This is a genomic window from Geodermatophilus sp. SYSU D01186 (assembly GCF_054050215.1).
Map to the genome: position 1 here is coordinate 28004 of NZ_JBJGYW010000001.1, position 20253 is coordinate 48256.

A 20253-nucleotide genomic window follows, 5' to 3' on the forward strand; every position below is an offset into this window, starting at 1 on the left:
GGACAAGCGGACGCGCGACGACGCGGGCGACGGCCGCGCGCCCGGCCGGTTCCGGGGCCGCCGCAAGCCGTCGTCCCCGGAGCCGGGCGTGCCCGCCCGCGAGCCCATCACCGTCGAGCAGCTGATCGCCCGTCAGGGCGGCGAGGTCGGCCGCCGCCGGGCCGCCCGCACCGGCGAGATCCCACTGCCCCTCGGCGAGCAGGCGCCGGCCCACCGGCGCGGCCTGCCACCGGTGCCCGGCGACGACGCCCGTGCCGAGCCGCGGGAGCGCCGCGCCGACGACACCCCGGCCCGGCCCCGCGAGCGCGCCGCCGACGAGACGCCCCGCCGCGGCTTCCCGCCCGTCCCCGCCGCCTCCGCGGCCGGGACGACCCCGCCGGAGCCGCGCCCCACCTCGCCGCCGGGGCCTCCCGCCCCCTCCGAGGAGCCGCCCGCGGCCCGGTCCGCGCGCAGCGGGCTCCCCCCGGTACCGCCGCTGCCGGGGCGTCCCTCCACCCCGCTGTTCCCCCCGCTGGCCGACCAGCCCGGCCACCGCCCGTCGCGGCCGATCGCGCCGCTGCCCCCGATCCCGGGACGCGACGTCCCCCTCTCCGGTGCGACCCGCCTCGGCCCGCCCGGGCCCCGCGCCCGGCGCGCGGCGCGACGCGCGGCCCGCACCCCCGGACGCCGGCGGCTGATCCGTGCCGCCCTGGGCCTGCTGGTCGTGGTCGGCGTCGTCGTCGCCTACCACCTGGGGCTGTACTTCTACGTCGACCAGAGCATCCAGCGGGTCCAGGCGCTGGCCCCTCAGGGTCCGGAGGTGCTGGCCCCCCGGCTGCAGGAGGGCGCGGCCACCTACCTCGTGGTCGGCACCGGCCTGCCCGGCGCGGAAGGCCCCGCGGCGGTCGCCACGCTGCTCGTCCACGTCTCGCCGGACGAGGAGCGCGCGGCTCTGGTCAGCGTCCCGCCGACCGCGCTGGTCGACACCCCGGCCTGCGTGGGAGCCGACGGCGAGCTGCGGGAGCCCGCGACGGAGGCCTTCGCCGCCTCGCTGCTCGACGGCGGGCCGGCCTGCATGGTCCGGGCCGTGCAGCAGGTCTCCGGGCTGCGGGTCGACCACTACCTCGGCGTCGACCTCACCCGCCTGCCCGACATGGTCGACGCCCTCGGCGGCGTCGCCATGTGCCTGCCCCAGCCGACCGAGGCGGTGGCCGCCTCCGCGCAGCCGCTCCCGGCCGGCGGCAGCCAGGTGACCGGCGAGCAGGCGTCGGCCTTCCTCACCCCGGGGGACGCCGGTTCCGACGTCACGGGCGCGGCGGTGGCCGAGCGCGCCCAGCTGCTGCTCACCGCAACCCTGCGGACGGCGATGTCGTGGGGCGCCCTCGGCAACCCCGTGACCCTCACCCAGTTCCTGATGCGCTCCTCCGGCGCGCTCACCGTCGACGAGGACACCAACCTCGGCGACCTGCGCACGCTGGCCGGCACGCTGGGCGACCTCACCGGGGACGCCGTCCAGCGGACCGGCCTGCCGGTGTCGCAGGTCGGGTACGTGCCGGCCGGCACCGAGCAGGCCTACGTGCTGCTGGACTCGGGTGCCTCCCGGTCCCTGTTCGACGCGGTCATCGACGAGGGCGGCCTGCCGCCGGAGTTGACCGCCCAGGCCGCGGCGGACGACGCCGCCGCGGCCCCGCCCACGGCGGAGGCCCAGGCCGAGCAGCCCGCTCCCGCGCCGGCCGAGCAGGCGCTGACCGTCCCTCCCGGCGGGATCACCGTCGACGTCCTCAACGGAACCGGCACCAGCGGTCTGGCCGCCACCGTCGCCGACCTGCTGCGCGGGCAGGGCTTCGGCGTGGGCGCGGTCGGCAACGAGCCGGGGACGGTCAACGAGTCCGTCGTCCGCTACGGGCCGGGCGCCGAGCAGCGGGCCCGCACGGTCGCCGCCGCCGTCCCCGGCTCGGTGCTGCAGGCCAGCGACACGATCGGCGACGCAGTCCAGCTGGTGATCGGCCCGGGGTACTCGACCGTCGTCCCCGTTCCGGCGCCCTCGGGGGAAGCCGCCGCCGCGGCGCCGGCCCCGGAGGCCGCGCCCGCGCCGCCGACCGAGCCCGCCTCGAGCACGGCCCCCGTCAGCTGCAGCTGAGCCGGACGGCTCAGGCCAGCTCCTGGATGCGGACCGTGTTCCCCGCGGGGTCGCGGAAGGCGCAGTCGCGGACGCCGTAGGGCTGCTCGGTGGGCTCCTGCATGACCTCGGCCCCGCTGGCCTGCACGCGCTCGAAGACGCCGTCGAGGTCCTTGGTGGCCAGCACGATGGAGGCGTAGGTGCCCTTGGCCATCATCTCGGCGATGGTGCGGCGCTCGTCGTCGGTGATGCCGGGGTCGGCGGCCGGCGGGTGCAGGACGACGGAGGTGTCGGGCTGGTCGGCCGGGCCCATCGTGAGCCAGCGCATCCCGCCGTACCCGACGTCCATGCGGAGCTCGAAGCCGAGGGTGTCGCGGTAGAACGCCAGCGAGGCGTCCGGGTCGTCGTGGGGGAGGAAGGTGTGGTGGATGGTGATGTCCATGGCGATCACGCTAGGGACGGCGCGCTGACCGGCGCTTCTCGATTCCTGACCGGTCTGGTCACCTGCTTGGCCACGCACGACGGGATCCCGGCCGTCGTGTGCGCCGCGAGCCGCCGGTAGGTGCTGGGCGGCATCCCGACCAGCTCGCTGAACCGGGTGCTGAAGGTGCCCAGCGACGAGCAGCCGACCGTGAAGCAGACCTCGGTGACGCTCAGGTCGCCCCGCCGCAGCAGCGCCATCGCCCGCTCGATCCGCCGCGTCATGAGATAGCCGTACGGCGACTCCCCGTACGCGAGCCGGAACTGGCGGCTGAGGTGCCCGGCCGACACGTGCACGCCGCGGGCCAGCGCCTCGACGTCCAGCGGCTGTGCGTACTCCCGGTCGATCCGGTCCTTGACGCGGCGCAGCAGGGCGAGGTCGCGCAGGTGCTGCGCCTCCACGGGTCTACTGGTCACGGCCGAGATGGTGCCAACACCGCGGCACGGCCGTCGACCTGTTCGCCGGGATCGGCGGCGCTCCCGGCTGGACGGGCAGCAGGGGGCCGCCGCGGTGCGGCGACCCCCTGCTGCGCGGAGCGCGTCCGCGGCCTCAGGTCACCCGAAGCGGCCGGAGATGTAGTCCTCGGTGGCCTTCTGGTCGGGGTTGCTGAAGATCTTCTCGGTCGGGTTGAACTCGATCAGGCGCCCCGGCTGGCCGACGCCGTTGAGGTTGAAGAACCCGGTGAAGGAGCTCACCCGCGCGGCCTGCTGCATGTTGTGCGTGACGATGACGATGGTGAAGCGCTCCTTGAGCTCCGTCATCAGGTCCTCGATCGCCAGCGTGGAGATCGGGTCGAGTGCCGAGCAGGGCTCGTCCATGAGCAGGACGTCGGGCTCGACGGCGATCGCGCGGGCGATGCACAGCCGCTGCTGCTGACCGCCGGACAGACCCGACCCGGGCCGGTCGAGGCGGTCCTTGACCTCGTTCCACAGGTTGGCGCCCCGCAGGGACTTCTCCACCAGGTCGTCGGCCTCGGACTTCTTCATCCGCTTGTTGTTCAGCCGGTTGCCGGCGATGACGTTCTCGTAGATCGACATGGTCGGGAACGGGTTCGGCCGCTGGAAGACCATCCCGATCTGCCGGCGCACGTTCACCGGGTCGACGTCGGCGCCGTAGAGGTCCTGGCCGTCCATGACGACCTTGCCCTCCACCCGCGCGCCCGGGATCACCTCGTGCATCCGGTTGAGCGACCGCAGGAAGGTGGACTTGCCGCACCCCGACGGACCGATCAGCGCGGTGATGTTCCGCGGTTCGATGGAGACGTTGACGTCCTGCACGGCGAGGAAGTTGCCGTAGTAGATGTCCAGGTCCGAGACCTCGATGCGCTTGGCCACGTACGTGTCCTCCTGACGGGATCGGTCAGCGACCGGTCTTGGGGGCGAAGAAGCGGGTGATCAGGCGGGCGACGACGTTGAGCGCCATGACCAGGATGATGAGGAGCAGAGCCGCCGTCCAGGCGCGGTCGAGGAACGCCTGCGTGTCCGTACCCGGCTGGGTCAGCTGGAAGTACGCGAACACCGGCAGGGTCGCCATGCGCCCGTCGAACGGGTTGAGGTTGGTGCCGGTGATGAGACCGACGGTCACCAGCAGCGGCGCGGTCTCGCCGACGACGCGGGCCACGGCCAGCGTGACGCCGGTGCCGAGGCCGGCGATCGCGGTCGGCAGGACCACCTTCACGACCGTGCGCCACTTCGGGACGCCCAGGGCGTAGCTGGCCTCCCGCAGCTCGTTGGGGACGAGCTTGAGCACCTCCTCCGACGACCGGACGACGACCGGGATCATCAGCACCGACAGGGCGACGGCGCCCATGACACCGAGCCGCACGTCGTTGCCGAAGACCAGCGTGAACAGCGCGAAGGCGAACAGGCCGGCGACGATCGACGGGATGCCGGTCATGACGTCGACGAAGAAGGTGATGGCCTTCTTGAGGCGGCCGGAGCCGTACTCGACCAGGTAGATGGCCGTCATGAGGCCGATCGGCACCGAGATGATCGTGGCGAGCACCGTGATGATCAGCGTGCCGAGGATGGCGTGGTACGCGCCGCCGCCCTCGCCGACCACCCGGAACATCGAGTTGCTGAAGAACGTGCCGTCGAGGCGGTCGAGGCCCTTGTCGAGCACCGTCCAGACCAGCGAGACCAGCGGGACCATCGCGACGCCGAAGGCGGTGGTCACCAGCGCCGTCATCAGCCGGTCGGTGGCCTTGCGGCGGCCCTCGACCGCCCGCGACACGACGTAGACCGCCAGCGTGCCCAGGATGACGCCGTAGATGACGGTGGAGGTGACGGCGAAGCCGGTCGCGGCCGAGAGCGCGGCGCCCAGGGCGATGCCCACCAGGTACAGCCCCAGCGGCGCGGGGCGGGGCAGGCGGCGCTCGACGCGGACCGGCCCGCGCGACGGCGCGGAGACCTCGGGCGCGGACTGCGTGTCGGTGCTCATCAGTTGGCTCCGGAGAAGTCGGCGCGACGGTTGACGATCCAGCGGGCGATCATGTTGACCGCCAGCGTGATCACGAACAGCACCAGCCCGCTGGCGATGAGGGTGTTGACGCCCAGGCCCGTGGCCTCCGGGAACCGCAGCGCGATGTTCGACGCGATCGTCGAGGGGTTGGAGTTGCTGATCAGGTTGGCCGTGGCCCCCGCGCCGCCCGACAGGACGATCGCGACCGCCATCGTCTCGCCCAGCGCGCGGCCCAGCCCGAGCATCGCGCCGCCGATGACCCCGGACTTGCCGTAGGGCAGGACGGCCATCCGGATCATCTCCCAGCGCGTCGCGCCCAGGGCCAGCGCCGCCTCGCGGTGCAGCGCCGGCGCCTGGCTGAAGACCTCGCGCGAGATGGCCGAGATGATCGGCAGGATCATCACCGCGAGCACGAATCCGACGGTGAGCATCGTGCGGCCGCTGGTGGAGGCCGGCCCGGCGAAGAGCGGGATGAAGCCCAGGGTGTCGGCCAGCCACTCGTGGAACGGCACGAGGGTGGGCGCCAGGACGGCCAGACCCCAGAAGCCGTAGACGACGCTGGGGATGGCCGCCAGCAGGTCGATGACGTAGCCCATGCCCGACGCGATCCGCCGCGGGGCGTAGTAGGTGGTGTAGAGGGCGATCGCGACGGCGAGGGGCGTGGCGATCACCAGCGCGAGGACCGCGCCCAGCAGCGTGCCGACGACGAGCGGCCAGACGTAGCTGCCCAGCCCCTCCCCACCGGGGATGTCCTCCGCCGGGGCGGTCAGGGCGGGGACGGCCTCGCTGATGAGGAACGCCGCCACCCCCGCGAGGACGACGAGGATGAAGATGCCGGAGCCCTTGGCGCTGCCGGCGAACAGACGGTCGCCCGGCCGGCGGACGGTCCGCTGCGACGTCGGTTCGGATGGTGCCTTCGTGGCGGTCACCGCTGCTCCGTGGGATCGATCAGGTGGGGATCTCGGGGGCCCGTGTCCGGGCGGCACGGTGGCCCGGGGCGTCAACCGACGTCCCGGGCCACCGCTGGTGCTCGGCTGGGGTCAGCCGGCGGTGATGGCGTCGACGGCGCTCTGGGCCTGCTGGCGGAGCGTGTCCGAGATCGGGGCGTTGCCGGCGTTGTCGGCGGCGGCCTGCTGCCCGTCCTCGCTGATCACGTACTCCATGAAGGCGCGGACGTTGTTCGCCGTCTCCTCGTCGTCGTACTGGATGCAGCCGACGTGGTAGCTGACCAGGACGACCGGGTACTCGCCCGAGCCCTCGGTCTGCCGGTTCACCTCGATGGCGAAGTCGTGGTCGCCGCGGCCCTCGAGGGCCGGGGAGTTCTCGACGACGGCGGCAGCGGACTCCGGCGTCGGGGCGACGAACTCGTCCCCGACCGCGACGCTGACCACGCCGAGGTCGCCGGCGCGGCTGGCATCGGCGTAGGTGATGGCGCCGGCCGTGCTCTCGACGACGCCGACGACACCCGAGGTGCCGTTGGCGGCCTCGCCGCCCTGCAGCGGCCAGACGCCGTCGGGCTCGGAGGTCCACACGTCACCGGCGGCCTGGAACAGGTAGTCGGTGAAGTTCTCCGTGGTGCCCGAGTCGTCACCGCGGTGCACCGGCGTGATGGCGGTGTCCGGCAGCGTGGCGTCGGGGTTCTCCGCCGCGATCGCCGGGTCGTTCCAGGTGGTGATCGAGCCGTTGAAGATGTTGGCGATGGTCGCGGGCGACAGGTTCAGCGAGTCGACGCCCTCGAGGTTGAAGATGACCGCGATCGGCGAGATGTAGTTCGGCAGCTCGAAGATCTCGCCACCGGCGCAGCGCTCCTGCGCGGAGGCCAGCTCCTCCTCGTCCAGCGCGGCGTCGGAGCCCGCGAAGTCGGTGGTGCCGGCGATGAACTGCTCGCGGCCGGCGCCGGAGCCCGCCGGGTCGTAGCTGAAGTCCACGTCGGGGTACTCGCCCTGGAAGCCGGCCTGCCAGGCCTCCATGGCGGCCTGCTGGCTGCTGGCGCCGGCGCCGACGAGGGCGCCGCTCAGCTCCTGGGTGGCCTCGCCGCCGCCCCCGCTGCCGGAAGCGTCCCCCTCGTTGGCCGCGCCACACGCGGCCAGGGCCAGCGTGGCGACGAGCGCCGTGGACAGGGTGAGGGCGCGCGTGCTGCTGCGCAGCTTCAAGTCAGTGCCTTTCGAGCGGGTGCCCGGACCTCGATGCCAGGCAGGGTGGACCAACGAGGCCCGAAGGTAGGCAGCCGAAGTGGACGCATCCGGGTCGCTCGGTGAACGACCGGTGAACGCACGCGGAGCGTTTCCCGACGGGGTGAGAACCAGGTCACGTCGAGCAGGTGAACGCGCGCGCGGCCCGCTTGCGGACGGGATCGTCCGGTACTAGTGGGTCCGCCGCCAGGAGACGTCGACGGCGTGCCGGGCGAAGCCGCTGCGCTCGTAGAGCGTCACCGCGGCGGTGTTGTCCTCCTCGACGTAGAGGAGCACCTCGCCCAGGCCGCGGCCCCGCAGGTGGGCCAGGCCGACGTCGGTGAGCGCGCGGCCCAGACCGAGCCCCTGGGCGTCGGGGTCGACGCCGAGCACGTAGACCTCGCCGACGGCCTCGGGACCCTCGTCACCGGGCGGGTGCACCTTCGTCCAGTGCGAGCCGAGCAGCGTGCCGCCGTCGTCCGGGTCGCCGCGCCAGGCCAGGAAGAAGCCCTCGGGGTCGAACCACGGCTCGGCCTCGCGCAGCCGCAGGTCCTCCGGCGTCCAGCTGCCCTGCTCGGGGTGGCCGGCGAAGGCGCGCGCGTTGACCCGCAGCCAGGCGTCCTCGTCCCGGCCCGGCCGGAACGGCTGCACCCGGACGTCGCCGGGCAGGGCCGGCCGCGGGTCGGGGTCGACGCCGGCGAGGTCCCGCCGCATCTTCAGCAGCACCCGGGCGCGGGTGTAGCCGCGGCCGGCGGCCAGGTCCGCGGAGCCGGGGAGGTCGCCATGCGCCCACACCCGCAGGGGGCGGTCGCCGGCCAGCTCCTCCAGCCGGGTCAGCAGCCGGCGGCCGACCCCGTGGCGGCGGACGTCGGGGGCGACGACCAGCTCCGCCTCGGCGTCACCGGTGCCGTCCCCGCCCTCGAAGCGCGCGTAACCGGCCAGCTCGCCGTCCGCCGTCGCGACCAGCACGTCGCGGCCACCGGCGGGGCCGCCGTGCTGGAGCCGCAGCTCGGCCTCCTCCGACAGCGGGCGGACGCCGTCGGCCGCCGTCGCGGCGCGCAGCAGCGCGAGCACCGCGGGGACGTCGGCCGCGTCGAGGCGGCCGACGTCCCGGACGCGGAGGGCAGCGGACAGGGCGGCCTCAGACCAGCTCGGTGTCGGCCTCGGCGCGGGCGGCGGCCGCCGTCGCGTCGGCGACCTGCTGGTCGAGCTTGTAACCCACGTTGCGGACGGTGCCGATCAGCGCCTCGTGCTCGGTGCCGAGCTTGGCCCGCAGCCGGCGCACGTGGACGTCGACGGTGCGGGTGCCGCCGAAGTAGTCGTAGCCCCAGATCTCCTGCAGCAGCTGGGCCCGGGAGAACACCCGGCCCGGGTGCTGCGCCAGGTACTTGAGGAGCTCGAACTCCTTGTAGGTCAGGTCGAGCGGGCGGCCGCGCAGCTTGGCCGAGTAGCTGTGCTCGTCGATGACCAGTTCGCCGGCCTGGGTGACGCCGCCGTCGACGCCGTCGGCGGGGGTGGCGGCGGCCATCCGACGGGCGGTGGCCCACTTCAGCCGGGCGTCGACCTCGGCCGGGCCTGCGGTGTCGAGCAGCACGTCGTCGACGCCCCAGTCGGCCGACAGCGCGACCAGGCCGCCCTCGGCGAGCACCGCGACCAGCGCGGAGGCGACGCCGGTGGAGGACAACAGCCCGCAGAGGGTGCGGGCCTGGATGAGGTCGTGGCGGGCGTCGACCAGCACGACGTCGCCGGCGTCGCCGTCGAGCAGGCTGGAGAGCTCGGGCGCGACCACGCGGACCTGGTGGCCCAGCAGCCCGAGGGCGGGCAGTACCTCGGTCGTGGCCTGCCGCGCCGCGGTCATGAGCACGAGTCGCATGTCGTCTCCTCGGGGGAGGCGGGGACGCGGACGTCCGGGGGCCCACGACGGCGCTGTCGAGAGAGAGACAGCAGGATAACCGACGTGTTGCCGATCCCGTCCGCCGTGACCGAACCGCGACCAGTGACGGTGACCACGGAGGACGGCGTCCGGCTCGCGGTGTCGTCGTCCCGTCCACCCTGCCGGCGCAACCGCCGCCCGGGGCGCGTCCGCTGACGTTCGTCGTGGCGCACGGGTTCACCGACTCCGTCGACCGGCCGGACTCCAGCCGCCTGGCCGGTCGCGCCCACGCCGCTGCTGCTCGTCCACGGCGACCGCGATGCCTACTCCCCCCTCGAGCACTCCCGCGCGCTGGCCCGGGCGGCCGGACCGGCGGCCACCGCGTGGGTCGTCCCCGGTCCCGGACACGCCGAGAGCGGCGTGGCCGGTCCGCTCGTCGAGCGGACCGGCCGCTGGGCGTCTGAGACGATCAACGGGTGACAGCGGCCACCCTGCGCACCGGCATCCCGGCCCGCGGGTACCACCTGCCCGCGCTCGGGGCGGCCGCCGCCGGGGCCGCGCTGCTGGTGCTGCTCGGCCAGTTCGCCGGGAGCCCCGGCCGGGTGGCGGCCGTCGCCGTCCTGCAGGTCGCGCTGGTGGCGGCCTGGGTGCCGGCCACCGGCATCCCGGCCCGGGCCGGCGCCCCGGCGCTGGGCCTGGCCGCGGCCGCCGGCGCCGACCTGCTCGTGGTGCTGCCGGAGCGTCCCGAGCTGGGTTCGCTGCTGGCCGTCCCGGGCCTGGGCTTCCTCGCGGCGGTGCTGCACCAGATGCTGCGCCGGGCGCCCCGCCGGGACGTCGTCGGCTCGCTGGCCGGGGTCGTCCTCCTGCAGTGCGCGGTGACCGCCCTGGCGGTGTGGGTGCTGCTGGGCCCCGAGGGCGCGGACTCCGCGGCGGCGACGACGGCGCTGCTGGTGGTCGGCGTCACGTTGGTCGCGGGCCACCTGGTGGACCTGGCGCTGCCGCGTCCGGCGGTGGCCGACGGCGTGCCCAGCGGCGTCGTCGGCCTGGTCGTCTCGGTGCTCACCGGTGCCGGCGCCGCGCTGGCCCGGCACGGCAGTGCGCAGCTGGCCGACGTCCTCACCGTGCTGCTGTTCGGGCTGGCGCTGGCGGGGGTGACCGCGCTGGTGGGCCTGGCCGCCGGCTTCCTGGTGGCCGAGGGGCCACGGACGGCGTGGGCCGTGCCGCTGGTCCAGACGGCCCTGCCGTTCGCCGCGTGCGCCCCGGTCGCCTTCTCCCTCGTCCTCCAGAACGCGCTGTAGGGGCCGGCCGGTGCGCGCTCTGCTGGTGGTCCTGCTCCTCCTCGTGGGGCTCGCCGTCCTCGCCGACCGGGTCGGCGTCGGCATCGCCGAGGACCGCGTGGGGCAGGCGATCGCCGAGCGCGGGCAGCTGGCCGGGCAGCCGGAGGTCGACATCGCGGGCTTCCCGTTCCTCACCCAGGCGATCGCCGGCCGGTACGACGACGTCCGGATCGACCTGACCGCGGCCGACCTCGGCCAGCCGGAGGGCACGCGGGCCGACGTCCGGCTGCACGGGGTGGAGGTGCCGCTGTCCGACGTCCTGTCCGGGTCGGTGGAGCAGGTGCCGGTCGACCGCGTCGACGGGACGGCCACGCTGTCCTACGCCCTGCTGTCCGCCCGGCTGGGCCCGGGCACGACCCTGAGCCGGGACGGGGACGGGCTGCGCGTCGAGAGCACCGTGGAGGTGGCCGGCCTCTCCGTGCCGCTGACCGCCGTGGGCACCGTGAGCCTCGACGGCGACGCCGTGGTCGTCGAGGTGTCCGACGCCTCCGGCGCCGGGGTGGACGTGCCGGGCTTCGTCGTCGACCGGGCCGCGGACCTGCTGGACCTGCGCTACCCGATCCCCGCGCTGCCCTTCGGGCTGCACGTGACCGGGGTGACCCCCGGCGAGGAGGGCGTGGACGTCGCCGTCGAGGCGACCGACACCGTGCTGCGCGGCTGAGGGCGCGGGGAATCCGCACGGGTCCGGCCGGGTTGGGGCGGGGGATGAGTGCGACAGGAGCAGCCGTGCTGGCCGTCGCCCTGCTGGCAACGGCGGCCGCCGCCTGGTGGCTGCGGAGGAGGGACGGCGCCGTGCGCAGCCCGGGCAGCGAGCCGTCGACGGTGACCGCCGTCCTGGAGGGGCTGGGCGTGCGCCCCCAGGACGCCGACCTGACCGTCGTCCAGTTCTCGACGGCGTTCTGCGGGCCGTGCCGCGCCACGCGGGCCCGGCTGCAGCAGCTGGGCGCGACCCGGCCGGGCCTGGCCCACGTCGAGGTGGACGCCGAGAGCCACCTGGACGCCGTCCGTCAGCTCGACGTCCGCCGCACCCCGACGCTGTTCTACCTCGACCGCTCCGGCGCCGTGATCGGGCGCAGCAGCGGGGCCCCGCGGGCCGAGGAGCTGACCGCGCTGGTCGACGCCCGTGTGGGTGGACCCGCCGGTGCGCGGGACGGGCGGAACGTGTGATCGGTTACCCTCGCGCCGTGGGCATCCTGCTGACCTCGCGCCGCACAGTCGACCTGTGCCGCGTCGGCAGCTGCCTGTGTCCGGGCGCCTGAGGGCGAGCCCCGCCTCGTCCAGACGTGCCCTGACCGCCGTCCGGAAGCTCCGTCCACCATGCCCCCTGCCCCACCCCGAGCCGACCGCCAGGTCGACGTCCGGGGCCCGCGCTTCGCCGCGTGGGTCACCAGCGCCGTCCTCGCGGTCGCCCTGCTGACCGCCTCCGGCTGGTTGGTGGCCGTCCAGGCCGCCGTCTTCGCCGTCGGTGCGTTCGCCGGCCTGCGGTACGCGCCCTACGGGGTGCTGTTCCGTGTCCTCGTGGCCCCGCGGCTCGGCCCGGTCCGCGAGCGGGAGCCCGAGGCGCCGCCGCGCTTCGCCCAGCTCGTCGGGCTCGGCTTCGCCGTCGTGGGCGCGGCGGGGTACCTGCTCGGAGCGCCGCTGGTCGGCGCCGTCGCGACCGGTCTCGCGCTGGTGGCGGCCCTGCTCAACGCGGCCACCGGCTTCTGCCTCGGCTGCGAGCTCTACCTGACCGTCCGCCGGGTCCGTCCCGCGCGAACCGCCTGACCGACCCCCACACCCGACCACAGGGAGGAACACCCCCCATGAGCCGCAACGACGTGCTCGTCTCCGCCGAGTGGGCGCAGGAGAACATCGGCGCCCCCGGCATCGTCTTCGTCGAGGTCGACGAGGACACCACCGCCTACGACGGCGGCCACATCGAGGGCGCGGTCAAGCTCGACTGGAAGAAGGACCTCCAGGACCCGCTGCGCCGCGACTTCGTCGACAAGAGCGCCTTCGAGGCGCTGCTGTCCTCGCGCGGCATCGGCAACGACGACACCGTGCTGCTCTACGGCGGCAACAACAACTGGTTCGCCGCCTACGCGTACTGGTACTTCAAGCTCTACGGCCACGAGTCGGTCAAGCTGGTCGACGGCGGCCGCAAGAAGTGGGAGCTCGACGGCCGCCCGCTGTCGAAGGACGCCGTGCAGCGCCCCGCCACCCAGTACGTGGCCAAGGACCCCGACCTGTCGATTCGCGCCTTCCGTGACGAGGTCGTCGCCTCGATCGGCTCGAAGAACCTCATCGACGTCCGCTCGCCCGACGAGTTCTCCGGCAAGATCCTCGCCCCGGCCCACCTCCCGCAGGAGCAGGCGCAGAAGGGCGGCCACGTGCCCACGGCGAAGAACATCCCGTGGAGCAAGGCGGCCAACGAGGACGGCACCTTCAAGTCCGACGAGGAGCTGGCCAAGCTCTACGACGAGCAGGGCTACGACGACAGCAAGGCCACCATCGCCTACTGCCGGATCGGCGAGCGCTCGAGCCACACCTGGTTCGTGCTGCGCGAGCTGCTCGGCAAGCCCGACGTCAAGAACTACGACGGCAGCTGGGTCGAGTACGGCTCGCTCGTCGGCGTCCCGATCGAGAAGTGAGCTGACATGTGCGGAGCTCCGAAGCAGGGCGGTGCCCTCGCCGGCATCGACCTGACCACCCAGACGGTCATCCAGGGCTCGGTCTGGCACGACGGCGCGCCCGTGGCCGGCGCCTACGTGCGGCTGCTCGACGAGACCGACGAGTTCACCGCCGAGGTCGTCACCAGCCCCGAGGGTGAGTTCCGGTTCTTCGCCGCGCCGGGCGAGTGGAAGCTGCGCTCGCTCGCCCCGGTCGGCAAGGGGGAGCGCGTGCTCACCGCCGAGGTCGGCCTGAACGAGACCACCGTCGCCATCGGCTGACGACCCACCCGCGACAGCGCCCGTCCCGGCAACCGCCGGGGCGGGCGCTGTCGTGTGTCGGCACACCGGCGCCGATCGGTCAGGGTGGCACCGCCGCCGCGTGGCTCGGCGTGACCGGCAGGTCAGAGGCCGAGCAGGCCGGCGAGCTCGCCCATCGCCACGTCGAAGTAGCGCTCGGCGTCCTCGACCGAGCCGACGAGGTGCCCGAACAGCTCGAAGCTGATCGTGCCGAAGAGCCCGCTCCAGGCCAGCAGCGCGCGCAGCCGGACGGCGTCGTCGAGGGCGGGGTGCTCCCCGCCGAGCACCTCCACCGTGCCCTCGCTGAGCAGCGACGGGTCCCGCGGGACCCCGGCCGCCGGGGGCAGTGCCCCGCCGCGGGCGGCGTCGCCCAGGACCCGGCCGAGGACGACACCGACCCGGGCGGCGGCCGGCACCGTGTCGCGGGGTGCCGCGTAGCCGGGCACCGGGGAGCCGTAGAGCAACGCGTACTCGTGCGGATGGGCGCGGGCCCACGCCCGGACGGCGCGGCAGACCGCCAGCCAGCGCTCGCGCGGCGCCGCGGCGGGGTCGTCGGCGGCCTCGGCGGCGGCGCCGAGCGCGTCGTAGCCGTCGATGATCAGCCGGGTCAGCAGGTCGTCGCGGCTGGGGAAGTACCGGTAGAGCGCCGAGGAGGCCATGCCGAGCTCCCGGGCCACCGCCCGCAGGGACAGCGCCGCCGCGCCCACCTCGGCCAGCTGTCGTCGCGCGGCGTCGGTGATCTCGGCGGTCAGCTCGGCGCGGACGCGCTCGCGGGCGGTGGGCGGCATGGGGACCATCGTGGCGCGCCGTGAGCGGTGGACGCAACAGAGAGCAGCGCTCTTGACGTGTGCCGAGACGGTGTGCGAGCGTCGTCCGCGAGTGAGAGCACTGCTCTCGAAACGGCGAGGAGGCGACGTGGCACTGCACGTGATCGTGGGCAAGGGCGCGGTCGGGACGACGACGGCGGAGCTGCTGACCGCCCGGGGCCACCGGGTGCGGGTGCTCTCGCGCAGCGGCGGCACGTCGACCGACGCGGTGGAGCACCGGGCCGTCGACGCCGCCGACGCCGGCGCGCTGGCCGAGGCGGCCCGGGGCGCGCAGGCGATCTACAACGCGGTCAACCCCGCCTACTCCCGCTGGGCCACCGACTGGCCGCCCGTCGCGGCGGCCCTCCTCGACGCGGCCGAGCGCACCGGCGCGGTGCTGGTGACCATGGCCAACCTCTACGTCTACGGCCGCCCGAGCGGCCCGATGAGCCCGGACAGCCCGCTGGCCGCCACCGACCTCAAGGGGCGCGTCCGGACGGCGATGTGGCGGGACGCGCTCGCCGCCCACGAGGCGGGCCGGATCCGCATGGCTGAGGCGCGCGCCGCGGACTTCGTCGGACCGCAGGTGCCCGCCGCGCACTCCCACCTGGTGCGCCAGTTGCCCGCGCTGCGCCGCGGCCGTCGGGCCTGGGTGGTCGGCGATCCCGACGTCCCCCGCAGCTGGGCGTACCTGCCCGACGTCGCGGCGACGCTGGCCACCCTCGGCACCGACGAGCGGGCGCTCGGCCGGGCGTGGCACGTGCCCAGCCCGCCGCCCCGCTCGCAGCGGCAGGCGATCGGCGACCTGGCCGCGGCGATGGGGGTGCCCCCGGTGCCGGTCAGCGGCATCCCCTGGCCGGTGCTGCGGGCCGTCGGGGTGCTCTCGCCGACGATGCGCGAGGTGGTCGACGTCCGGCACCAGTTCGACCAGGAGTTCGTCGTCGACGCCACGGCGACCACCGCCACCCTCGGCCTGACGGCGACGCCCTGGTCCGAGGTCGTGGCCGCGACGGCCGCGGTGGTGCCCACGACCGCGTGACGAAGGACCCCGTCCTCCTCGCCACTCGCAGGCTCCCGGCGAGCCTCTGGACGGGGCCGTTCCAGCGCGTCACCAGCCGGCCCTACGGTGGGGGCCATGGTCTCTGCCTGGGTCCTCGTCGCCCTGACGTCTCTCGCGGCGCTCGGTTGCGGGTACGGCGCCGCCCGGCTCGCCCGCCGGCCGAAGGGGGCGCGACGGTGACGGACGCGACCGAGCTCCCGGTGCCGGACACCGCCGACGTCCGCACCGGCCCGGAGGTCTCCGAGCAGCTGCTCGGCGTCCTGCCGCTGCTGGGCGAGTGGCACGGCGAGGGGCAGGCCACCGGCGCCGGCGGCGACCACCGGTTCGGCCAGTGGATCCGGTTCAGCCACGACGGCCGTGGGTTCCTCGCCTACGAGTCCCGCACCTGGCGGCTCACCGACGACGGGAAGATCGTCGGCCCCGACGTCCGGGAGTCCGGCTTCTGGCGCCCGCGCGGCGGGGACGACGTCGAGCTGCTGGTGGCCAGCCCCGACGGCCTGGTCGAGATCTACGTCGGGCGGGCGCGGACGACGACCAGCTGGGAGCTCACCAGCGACGTCGTGGCCCGGACGCCGGACGCGCCCGACGTCGCCCGCGCCGTCCGGCTCTACGGCATCGTCGAGGGCGCGCTCATGTACGCCGTCGACCGCGCCGGCACCGACTCGCCGCTGCGCCCCACCATGTCCGCCCGCCTGGAACGGATCCGATGACCGACGCCGCGCGCCCCGGCACCCCGCCGTCGCCCACCCGCCCACCACCCCCCGCCAGGTCGCCGACCGCTACGTCGACGCCGTCTGCGACCTGGACCCGATCGTCGCCACCTCGCTGGGCACCCGCCCCGGCGACGACCGGCTGCCCGACCCGAGCCCCGCGGGGCTGGAGGCCGAGGCGCAGCTGGCCCGCGACACCCTCACCGAGCTGGACCGGGTGCTCGCCGCCGACCCCGCGCTGGCCGACGACCCCGTCGAGCGGCGTTGCGCCCGGCTGCTGCGCGAGCGGCTGGGCGCCGAGCTGGCCCTGCACGAGGCCGGTGAGGGGCTGCGCGCGCTGTCCAACCTGTTCAGCCCGGTGCACTCGATCCGGCAGGTCTTCCTGCTGATGCCGTCGTCCTCCGAGGAGGACTGGGCGGTGATCGCCCGGCGGATGGCCCGGGTGCCGGAGGCCTACCGCGGCTTCCGGGCGTCGCTGGAGGAGGGCGCCCGCCGCGGGCTGTTCGTCGCGCCGCGGCAGGTGTCCACGGTCGTCGGGCAGCTCGGCGAGTGGCTGACCGGGCCCTTCTACGCCGGCTTCGCCGCCGGGGGCCCGGACGCCCTGCGCGCGGAGCTGGAGAAGTCGGCGCGGGCCGCCGACGAGGCGGTCGCCGAGATCCGCGACTTCCTGCGCGACACCTACGCCCCGCAGGTCGAGGGGACGCCGGACGCCGTCGGCCGGGACCGCTACGCCCTGCACGCCCGCCGCTGGACCGGCTCGGACCTCGGGGCCGGCAACGGGCTGGAGGAGGCCTGTGCCTGGGGGTGGGCCGAGCACCGGCGGATCCTCGCCGAGCAGCGCGCCGCCGCTCAGGAGATCGTGCCGGGCGGCACGCCGATGGAGGTCATGAGCTGGCTGTCGACCCACGGCGAGGCCGTGGACGGCGTCGACGCCATCCGCGAGCGGCTCCAGGCGATGATGGACGAGGCGATCGAGGCCCTCGACGGCGTCCACTTCGACCTGGCCGAGCCGGTGCGCCGGGTGGAGGCGATGATCGCGCCGCCCGGCAGCGCCGCCGCCCCGTACTACACCCGGCCGGCGCAGGACTTCTCCCGCCCGGGCCGTACCTGGCTGCCGACGCTGGGCCGGGAACGCTTCCCGCTGTGGGACCTCACCTCGATCTGGTACCACGAGGGCGTCCCGGGTCACCACCTGCAGCTGGCCCAGTGGGCGTACGTCTCCGGGCAGCTGTCGACCTACCAGACCTCACTCGGCTCGGTGGGGGCCAACGTCGAGGGCTGGGCGCTGTACGCCGAGCGGCTGATGGACGAGCTCGGCTACTTCCGCGACCCCGGCACCCGGCTCGGTTACCTGGACGCCCAGCAGCTGCGCGCCATGCGGGTCGTCGTCGACATCGGCATGCACCTGCGCCTGCCGGTCCCCGACGACGCCGAGGGCGTGCTCGCCGAGCACCGCGGGCAGCCGTGGACCCCGGAGCTCGGCCGCGCCTTCTGCGGTGAGCACAGCGGGGCCAACCCCGCGTTCCTCGACAGCGAGCTGGTCCGCTACCTGGGCCTGCCGGGTCAGGCGATCAGCTACAAGCTGGGGGAGCGCGCCTGGCTGGAGGGCCGGGCCGCGGCTCGGCGCGCGGCGGGGAACGGCTTCGACCGCAAGGCCTGGCACATGGCGGCGCTGTCGCAGGGCTCGCTGGGCCTCGACGACCTCGCCGCGGAGCTCGCCGTCCTCTGAGGGGACGCGCTAGTCGTCGGGGGCGTCGAACGGCAGCGGGTTGACGATGTCGGCGTCCCAGGTGACGCGCTGGCCGGGGGACACCTCGGCCACCTCGATGCCCTCGGCGCCGAGGACCTCGTCGATGCACGCCCGGCTGCCCCCGACGTAGGTGGTGACCAGGTCGATGTCGGTGGCGACGAACCAGGCGCGGTCGGCCGGCCACCACAGGTTCGCGCTCTGCTCGGAGGGCTCCGGCGCCAGGTTGGCCGCGGCCAGCCCGATCGGCCCCCGCAGCAGCCAGTGCTCGCGCCCGGGCAGGGCCAGCGTCGGCCGGTCCGAGACGATGGAGCCGAACCCGGACCAGACGCCGAACCAGCAGTCCCCGGGCGTGGTCGTGTGCCGGGCGAGGACGTCGGCCAGCCGGCCGGCCACGGCCACCGGCAGGTGACCCATCGCGGGGGCGCCGTCCCACAGGGGGGACTGGTCGGCCTCGGTGAAGAACTCCATCGCGCCGGTGATCGAGCCCCACTCCATGGCGGGGTGGGCCACGGTGCGGTTGGCGGCGGCGACCTCGGTCCAGGAGACGTCGACGTCGCGCAGGCCGTGGTAGCGGGCCGCGGGGTGGAAGACGCGGGCGTAGGCGGCGAACACCGGGGGCACCAGCCCGCCGACGACGTGCTCGGAGAAGGGGCGGACCGCCTCGGCGATCCAGGCGCCTGGGGAGACGTCCTCCTGCACCGGGCGGCCGGCGAAGGTCACCTGACTCCCCCCGGAGAACGGACAACCCCCGGGCTGCTCCGCGGCGCGGCCCCTGCCGGAGCAGGGGAGCAGCACGCGGGCCGACTGGACAACGGTCGGCGGCCCGGGGGTCGGGTGACTGTCCGGTTCTCGCTCGCCGCCGTACGACGGACGGGCGATCTGCCGTCGCTCAGACTGTCGTCTGAACGGGCGGCCCATCTGGACGGCGGCTAGCGGACAGCCACCTCACGAGTCCGATAAGCATGCAAGTTACGGACCACCTCCTCTCTCGTGTACCTCGACGGTACGTCGCGTCCGAGGGGTCGGCAACGCGGTTTCTCAGCCCTCAGCTGAACCGCCGATCGTGCGTCCCGGTGGCGTGGCACCCGGCGGCCGGACCCGGTGCTCGGCGGCCTGGTCGACCGTCGTGACCTGGTAGACGTCCGGGATGCCGTCGGAGTCCCGGTCGACCCGCTCCTCCTCGTACATGCGCCGGTAGCGGCGGTTGCGCAGCCGCAGCAGGACGGCGGCGAGGAGGGCCGCGAGCAGCGTGCCGGTGAGGATGCCGACCTTGGCGTGTTCGTAGGTCGGCGAGCCCAGGCCGTAGGCCAGCTCGGTGATCAGCAGCGAGACGGTGAAGCCGATACCGCCGAGGAGCGCGAGCCCCACGACGTCCGGCCAGCCCAGGTGCTCGTCCAGCTCCGCGCGGGTGAAGCGGGCGACCAGCCAGGTGGCGGCGGTGATGCCGATCGCCTTCCCGGCCACGAGACCGACGGTGATCCCGAGGGCGACGCTGTCGGTGATCGACGCGGTCAGGCCGGAGAGCCCGCCGAGCGCCACCCCGGCCGAGAAGAAGGCGAAGACGGGGACCGCGATGCCGGCCGACAGCGGCCGGATCCGGTGCTCGAAGTGCTCCGCCAGCCCCGGACCGGCGTCCGGGCCGCCGGCCGCCGCGCTGCGCACCACCGGCACGGTGAAGGCCAGCAGCACCCCGGCCACGGTGGCGTGCACACCCGACTCGTGCACCAGCACCCAGGTGACCGCGGCCAGCGGCAGCAGCAGCCACCAGGAGCGGATCCGCTTCTGCACCAGCAGGCCGAACAGCGCCAGGGGGACCAGCGCGAGCGCCAGCGGCACCAGCGAGAAGTCGTCGGTGTAGAAGATCGCGATGACGACGATGGCCAGCAGGTCGTCGACCACGGCGAGGGTGAGCAGGAAGGTGCGCAGGGCGCTGGGCAGGTGGGTGCTGATCACCGCCAGGACAGCGAGGGCGAAGGCGATGTCGGTCGCCGACGGGATGGCCCAGCCGCGCAGCGCGCCGTCGTCCCGGCCCAGGTTGAACAGCACGAAGAACAGCGCCGGCACCGCCATGCCCCCGACGGCCGCGGCCACCGGCAGGGCGGCCCGGCGCGGGTCGCGCAGGTCACCGGCGACGAACTCGCGCTTGAGCTCCAACCCGGCGACGAAGAAGAAGATCGCGAGCAGGCCGTCGGCCGCCCAGGTGCCGAGGGTGAGGTCGAGGTGCAGCGAGGCCGGACCGACCCGGGTGTCGCGCAGCGTCTCGTAGCTCTCCGCCCACGGGGAGTTGGCCCACACCAGGGCCAGAGCGGCGGCCGCGAGCAGCAGGGCGCCACCCACGGTCTCGCGGCGGAGGACCGTCGCGATGCGGCTGGCCTCGGTCCAGGACCCGCGGCCGAACAGGCGGGTGGTTGTCGTCACGGGTGGCTCCAGGGGGAGGGGTCGGGTCGGACGCCGCCGACCAGACTTCCCGGCACACCTTCCCCGAACCCTACCGGCCCGCGACCAGGAGCGGATGGAGGCCGTCTGCTCCGTACAGTGGACGCCGTGACCCCCCGCCCG

The 20253-nt window shown here is 74.7% G+C and carries 21 protein-coding genes and 1 pseudogene; 11 read left to right on the top strand and 11 right to left on the bottom strand.

What is annotated here, in order from left to right; all coding sequences use genetic code 11:
- Nucleotides 1–88: 88 nt before the first annotated feature.
- Nucleotides 89–2119, top strand: a complete 2031-nt coding sequence (locus ACI784_RS00120) for an LCP family protein (protein ID WP_457012193.1) — start codon at nt 89–91, stop codon at nt 2117–2119.
- Nucleotides 2120–2129: 10 nt separating this feature from the next.
- Here the strand turns inward: ACI784_RS00120 and ACI784_RS00125 are convergent, their stop codons facing one another.
- From ACI784_RS00125 to ACI784_RS00160, 8 genes are all read right to left on the bottom strand, one after another.
- Complete coding sequence (locus ACI784_RS00125) at nt 2130–2540, bottom strand: VOC family protein (RefSeq protein ID WP_457012194.1); 411 nt, start codon at nt 2538–2540, stop codon at nt 2130–2132.
- 5 nt (nt 2541–2545) lie between these two features.
- Nucleotides 2546–2995, bottom strand: coding sequence for a helix-turn-helix transcriptional regulator (locus ACI784_RS00130; RefSeq protein ID WP_456922484.1), 450 nt, complete (start codon nt 2993–2995; stop codon nt 2546–2548).
- A gap of 138 nt (nt 2996–3133) precedes the next feature.
- Nucleotides 3134–3913: a phosphate ABC transporter ATP-binding protein PstB gene (gene pstB, locus ACI784_RS00135; protein ID WP_456922485.1), complete on the bottom strand. Its 780-nt coding sequence runs from the start codon at nt 3911–3913 to the stop codon at nt 3134–3136.
- Nucleotides 3914–3938: 25 nt separating this feature from the next.
- The gene (gene pstA, locus ACI784_RS00140; protein WP_457012195.1) at nt 3939–5018 is read right to left on the bottom strand and encodes a phosphate ABC transporter permease PstA; all 1080 of its coding nucleotides are present in this window, start codon (nt 5016–5018) and stop codon (nt 3939–3941) included.
- Entirely contained in the window at nt 5018–5968 is a 951-nt protein-coding gene (gene pstC / locus ACI784_RS00145) for a phosphate ABC transporter permease subunit PstC (protein ID WP_456922487.1), read from the bottom strand. The genes pstA and pstC overlap by 1 nt, the downstream gene beginning before the upstream one ends.
- A 111-nt stretch (nt 5969–6079) precedes the next feature.
- Nucleotides 6080–7192: a phosphate ABC transporter substrate-binding protein PstS gene (gene pstS, locus ACI784_RS00150; protein WP_457012196.1), complete on the bottom strand. Its 1113-nt coding sequence runs from the start codon at nt 7190–7192 to the stop codon at nt 6080–6082.
- A 210-nt stretch (nt 7193–7402) separates the two neighbouring features.
- Nucleotides 7403–8344, bottom strand: a complete 942-nt coding sequence (gene mshD, locus ACI784_RS00155; RefSeq protein ID WP_457012316.1) for a mycothiol synthase — start codon at nt 8342–8344, stop codon at nt 7403–7405.
- Between the two features lie 7 nt (nt 8345–8351).
- Nucleotides 8352–9083: a winged helix-turn-helix transcriptional regulator gene (locus ACI784_RS00160; RefSeq protein ID WP_456922489.1), complete on the bottom strand. Its 732-nt coding sequence runs from the start codon at nt 9081–9083 to the stop codon at nt 8352–8354.
- A 252-nt stretch (nt 9084–9335) separates the two neighbouring features.
- Here ACI784_RS00160 and ACI784_RS00165 point away from each other — a divergent pair.
- From ACI784_RS00165 to ACI784_RS00195, 7 genes and pseudogenes are all read left to right on the top strand, one after another.
- Nucleotides 9336–9563 (top strand): annotated as a pseudogene (locus ACI784_RS00165) (alpha/beta hydrolase); the annotation flags it as partial.
- A complete protein-coding gene (locus tag ACI784_RS00170) occupies nt 9560–10381 on the top strand; it encodes a hypothetical protein (protein ID WP_456922490.1) in 822 nt (273 codons plus the stop codon). The pseudogene ACI784_RS00165 and the gene ACI784_RS00170, both read left to right, overlap by 4 nt.
- A 10-nt stretch (nt 10382–10391) precedes the next feature.
- The gene (locus ACI784_RS00175; RefSeq protein ID WP_456922491.1) at nt 10392–11081 is read left to right on the top strand and encodes an LmeA family phospholipid-binding protein; all 690 of its coding nucleotides are present in this window, start codon (nt 10392–10394) and stop codon (nt 11079–11081) included.
- Nucleotides 11082–11146: 65 nt separating this feature from the next.
- Complete coding sequence (locus ACI784_RS00180) at nt 11147–11587, top strand: thioredoxin family protein (RefSeq protein WP_456922492.1); 441 nt, start codon at nt 11147–11149, stop codon at nt 11585–11587.
- Nucleotides 11588–11737: 150 nt separating this feature from the next.
- Entirely contained in the window at nt 11738–12184 is a 447-nt protein-coding gene (locus ACI784_RS00185) for a DUF4395 domain-containing protein (protein ID WP_457012197.1), read from the top strand.
- A gap of 38 nt (nt 12185–12222) precedes the next feature.
- Nucleotides 12223–13050 carry a sulfurtransferase gene (locus ACI784_RS00190; protein WP_456922494.1) on the top strand — a complete coding sequence of 276 codons (828 nt, stop codon included), beginning with the start codon at nt 12223–12225 and terminating at the stop codon, nt 13048–13050.
- A gap of 6 nt (nt 13051–13056) precedes the next feature.
- Nucleotides 13057–13350: a DUF1416 domain-containing protein gene (locus ACI784_RS00195; protein WP_456922495.1), complete on the top strand. Its 294-nt coding sequence runs from the start codon at nt 13057–13059 to the stop codon at nt 13348–13350.
- Nucleotides 13351–13472: 122 nt separating this feature from the next.
- On the opposite strand, the gene ACI784_RS00200 is transcribed toward ACI784_RS00195, so the two are convergent.
- Nucleotides 13473–14156 carry a TetR/AcrR family transcriptional regulator gene (locus ACI784_RS00200; RefSeq protein WP_456922496.1) on the bottom strand — a complete coding sequence of 228 codons (684 nt, stop codon included), beginning with the start codon at nt 14154–14156 and terminating at the stop codon, nt 13473–13475.
- Between the two features lie 127 nt (nt 14157–14283).
- On the opposite strand from ACI784_RS00200, the gene ACI784_RS00205 reads away from it, so the two are divergent.
- From ACI784_RS00205 to ACI784_RS00215, 3 genes are all read left to right on the top strand, one after another.
- Nucleotides 14284–15213, top strand: a complete 930-nt coding sequence (locus ACI784_RS00205) for an NAD-dependent epimerase/dehydratase family protein (RefSeq protein ID WP_457012198.1) — start codon at nt 14284–14286, stop codon at nt 15211–15213.
- Between the two features lie 197 nt (nt 15214–15410).
- Nucleotides 15411–15944, top strand: coding sequence for an FABP family protein (locus ACI784_RS00210; protein ID WP_457012199.1), 534 nt, complete (start codon nt 15411–15413; stop codon nt 15942–15944).
- A 100-nt stretch (nt 15945–16044) separates the two neighbouring features.
- Nucleotides 16045–17673: a DUF885 domain-containing protein gene (locus ACI784_RS00215; RefSeq protein ID WP_457012317.1), complete on the top strand. Its 1629-nt coding sequence runs from the start codon at nt 16045–16047 to the stop codon at nt 17671–17673.
- A 9-nt stretch (nt 17674–17682) separates the two neighbouring features.
- Here ACI784_RS00215 and ACI784_RS00220 read toward each other — a convergent pair whose 3' ends face one another.
- Nucleotides 17683–18414 carry a hypothetical protein gene (locus ACI784_RS00220; RefSeq protein ID WP_457012200.1) on the bottom strand — a complete coding sequence of 244 codons (732 nt, stop codon included), beginning with the start codon at nt 18412–18414 and terminating at the stop codon, nt 17683–17685.
- A gap of 318 nt (nt 18415–18732) precedes the next feature.
- Nucleotides 18733–20112 (bottom strand): Na+/H+ antiporter NhaA, encoded by a 1380-nt coding sequence (nhaA, locus tag ACI784_RS00225; protein ID WP_457012201.1) that lies wholly within the window; start codon nt 20110–20112, stop codon nt 18733–18735.
- Nucleotides 20113–20253 lie beyond the last annotated feature (141 nt).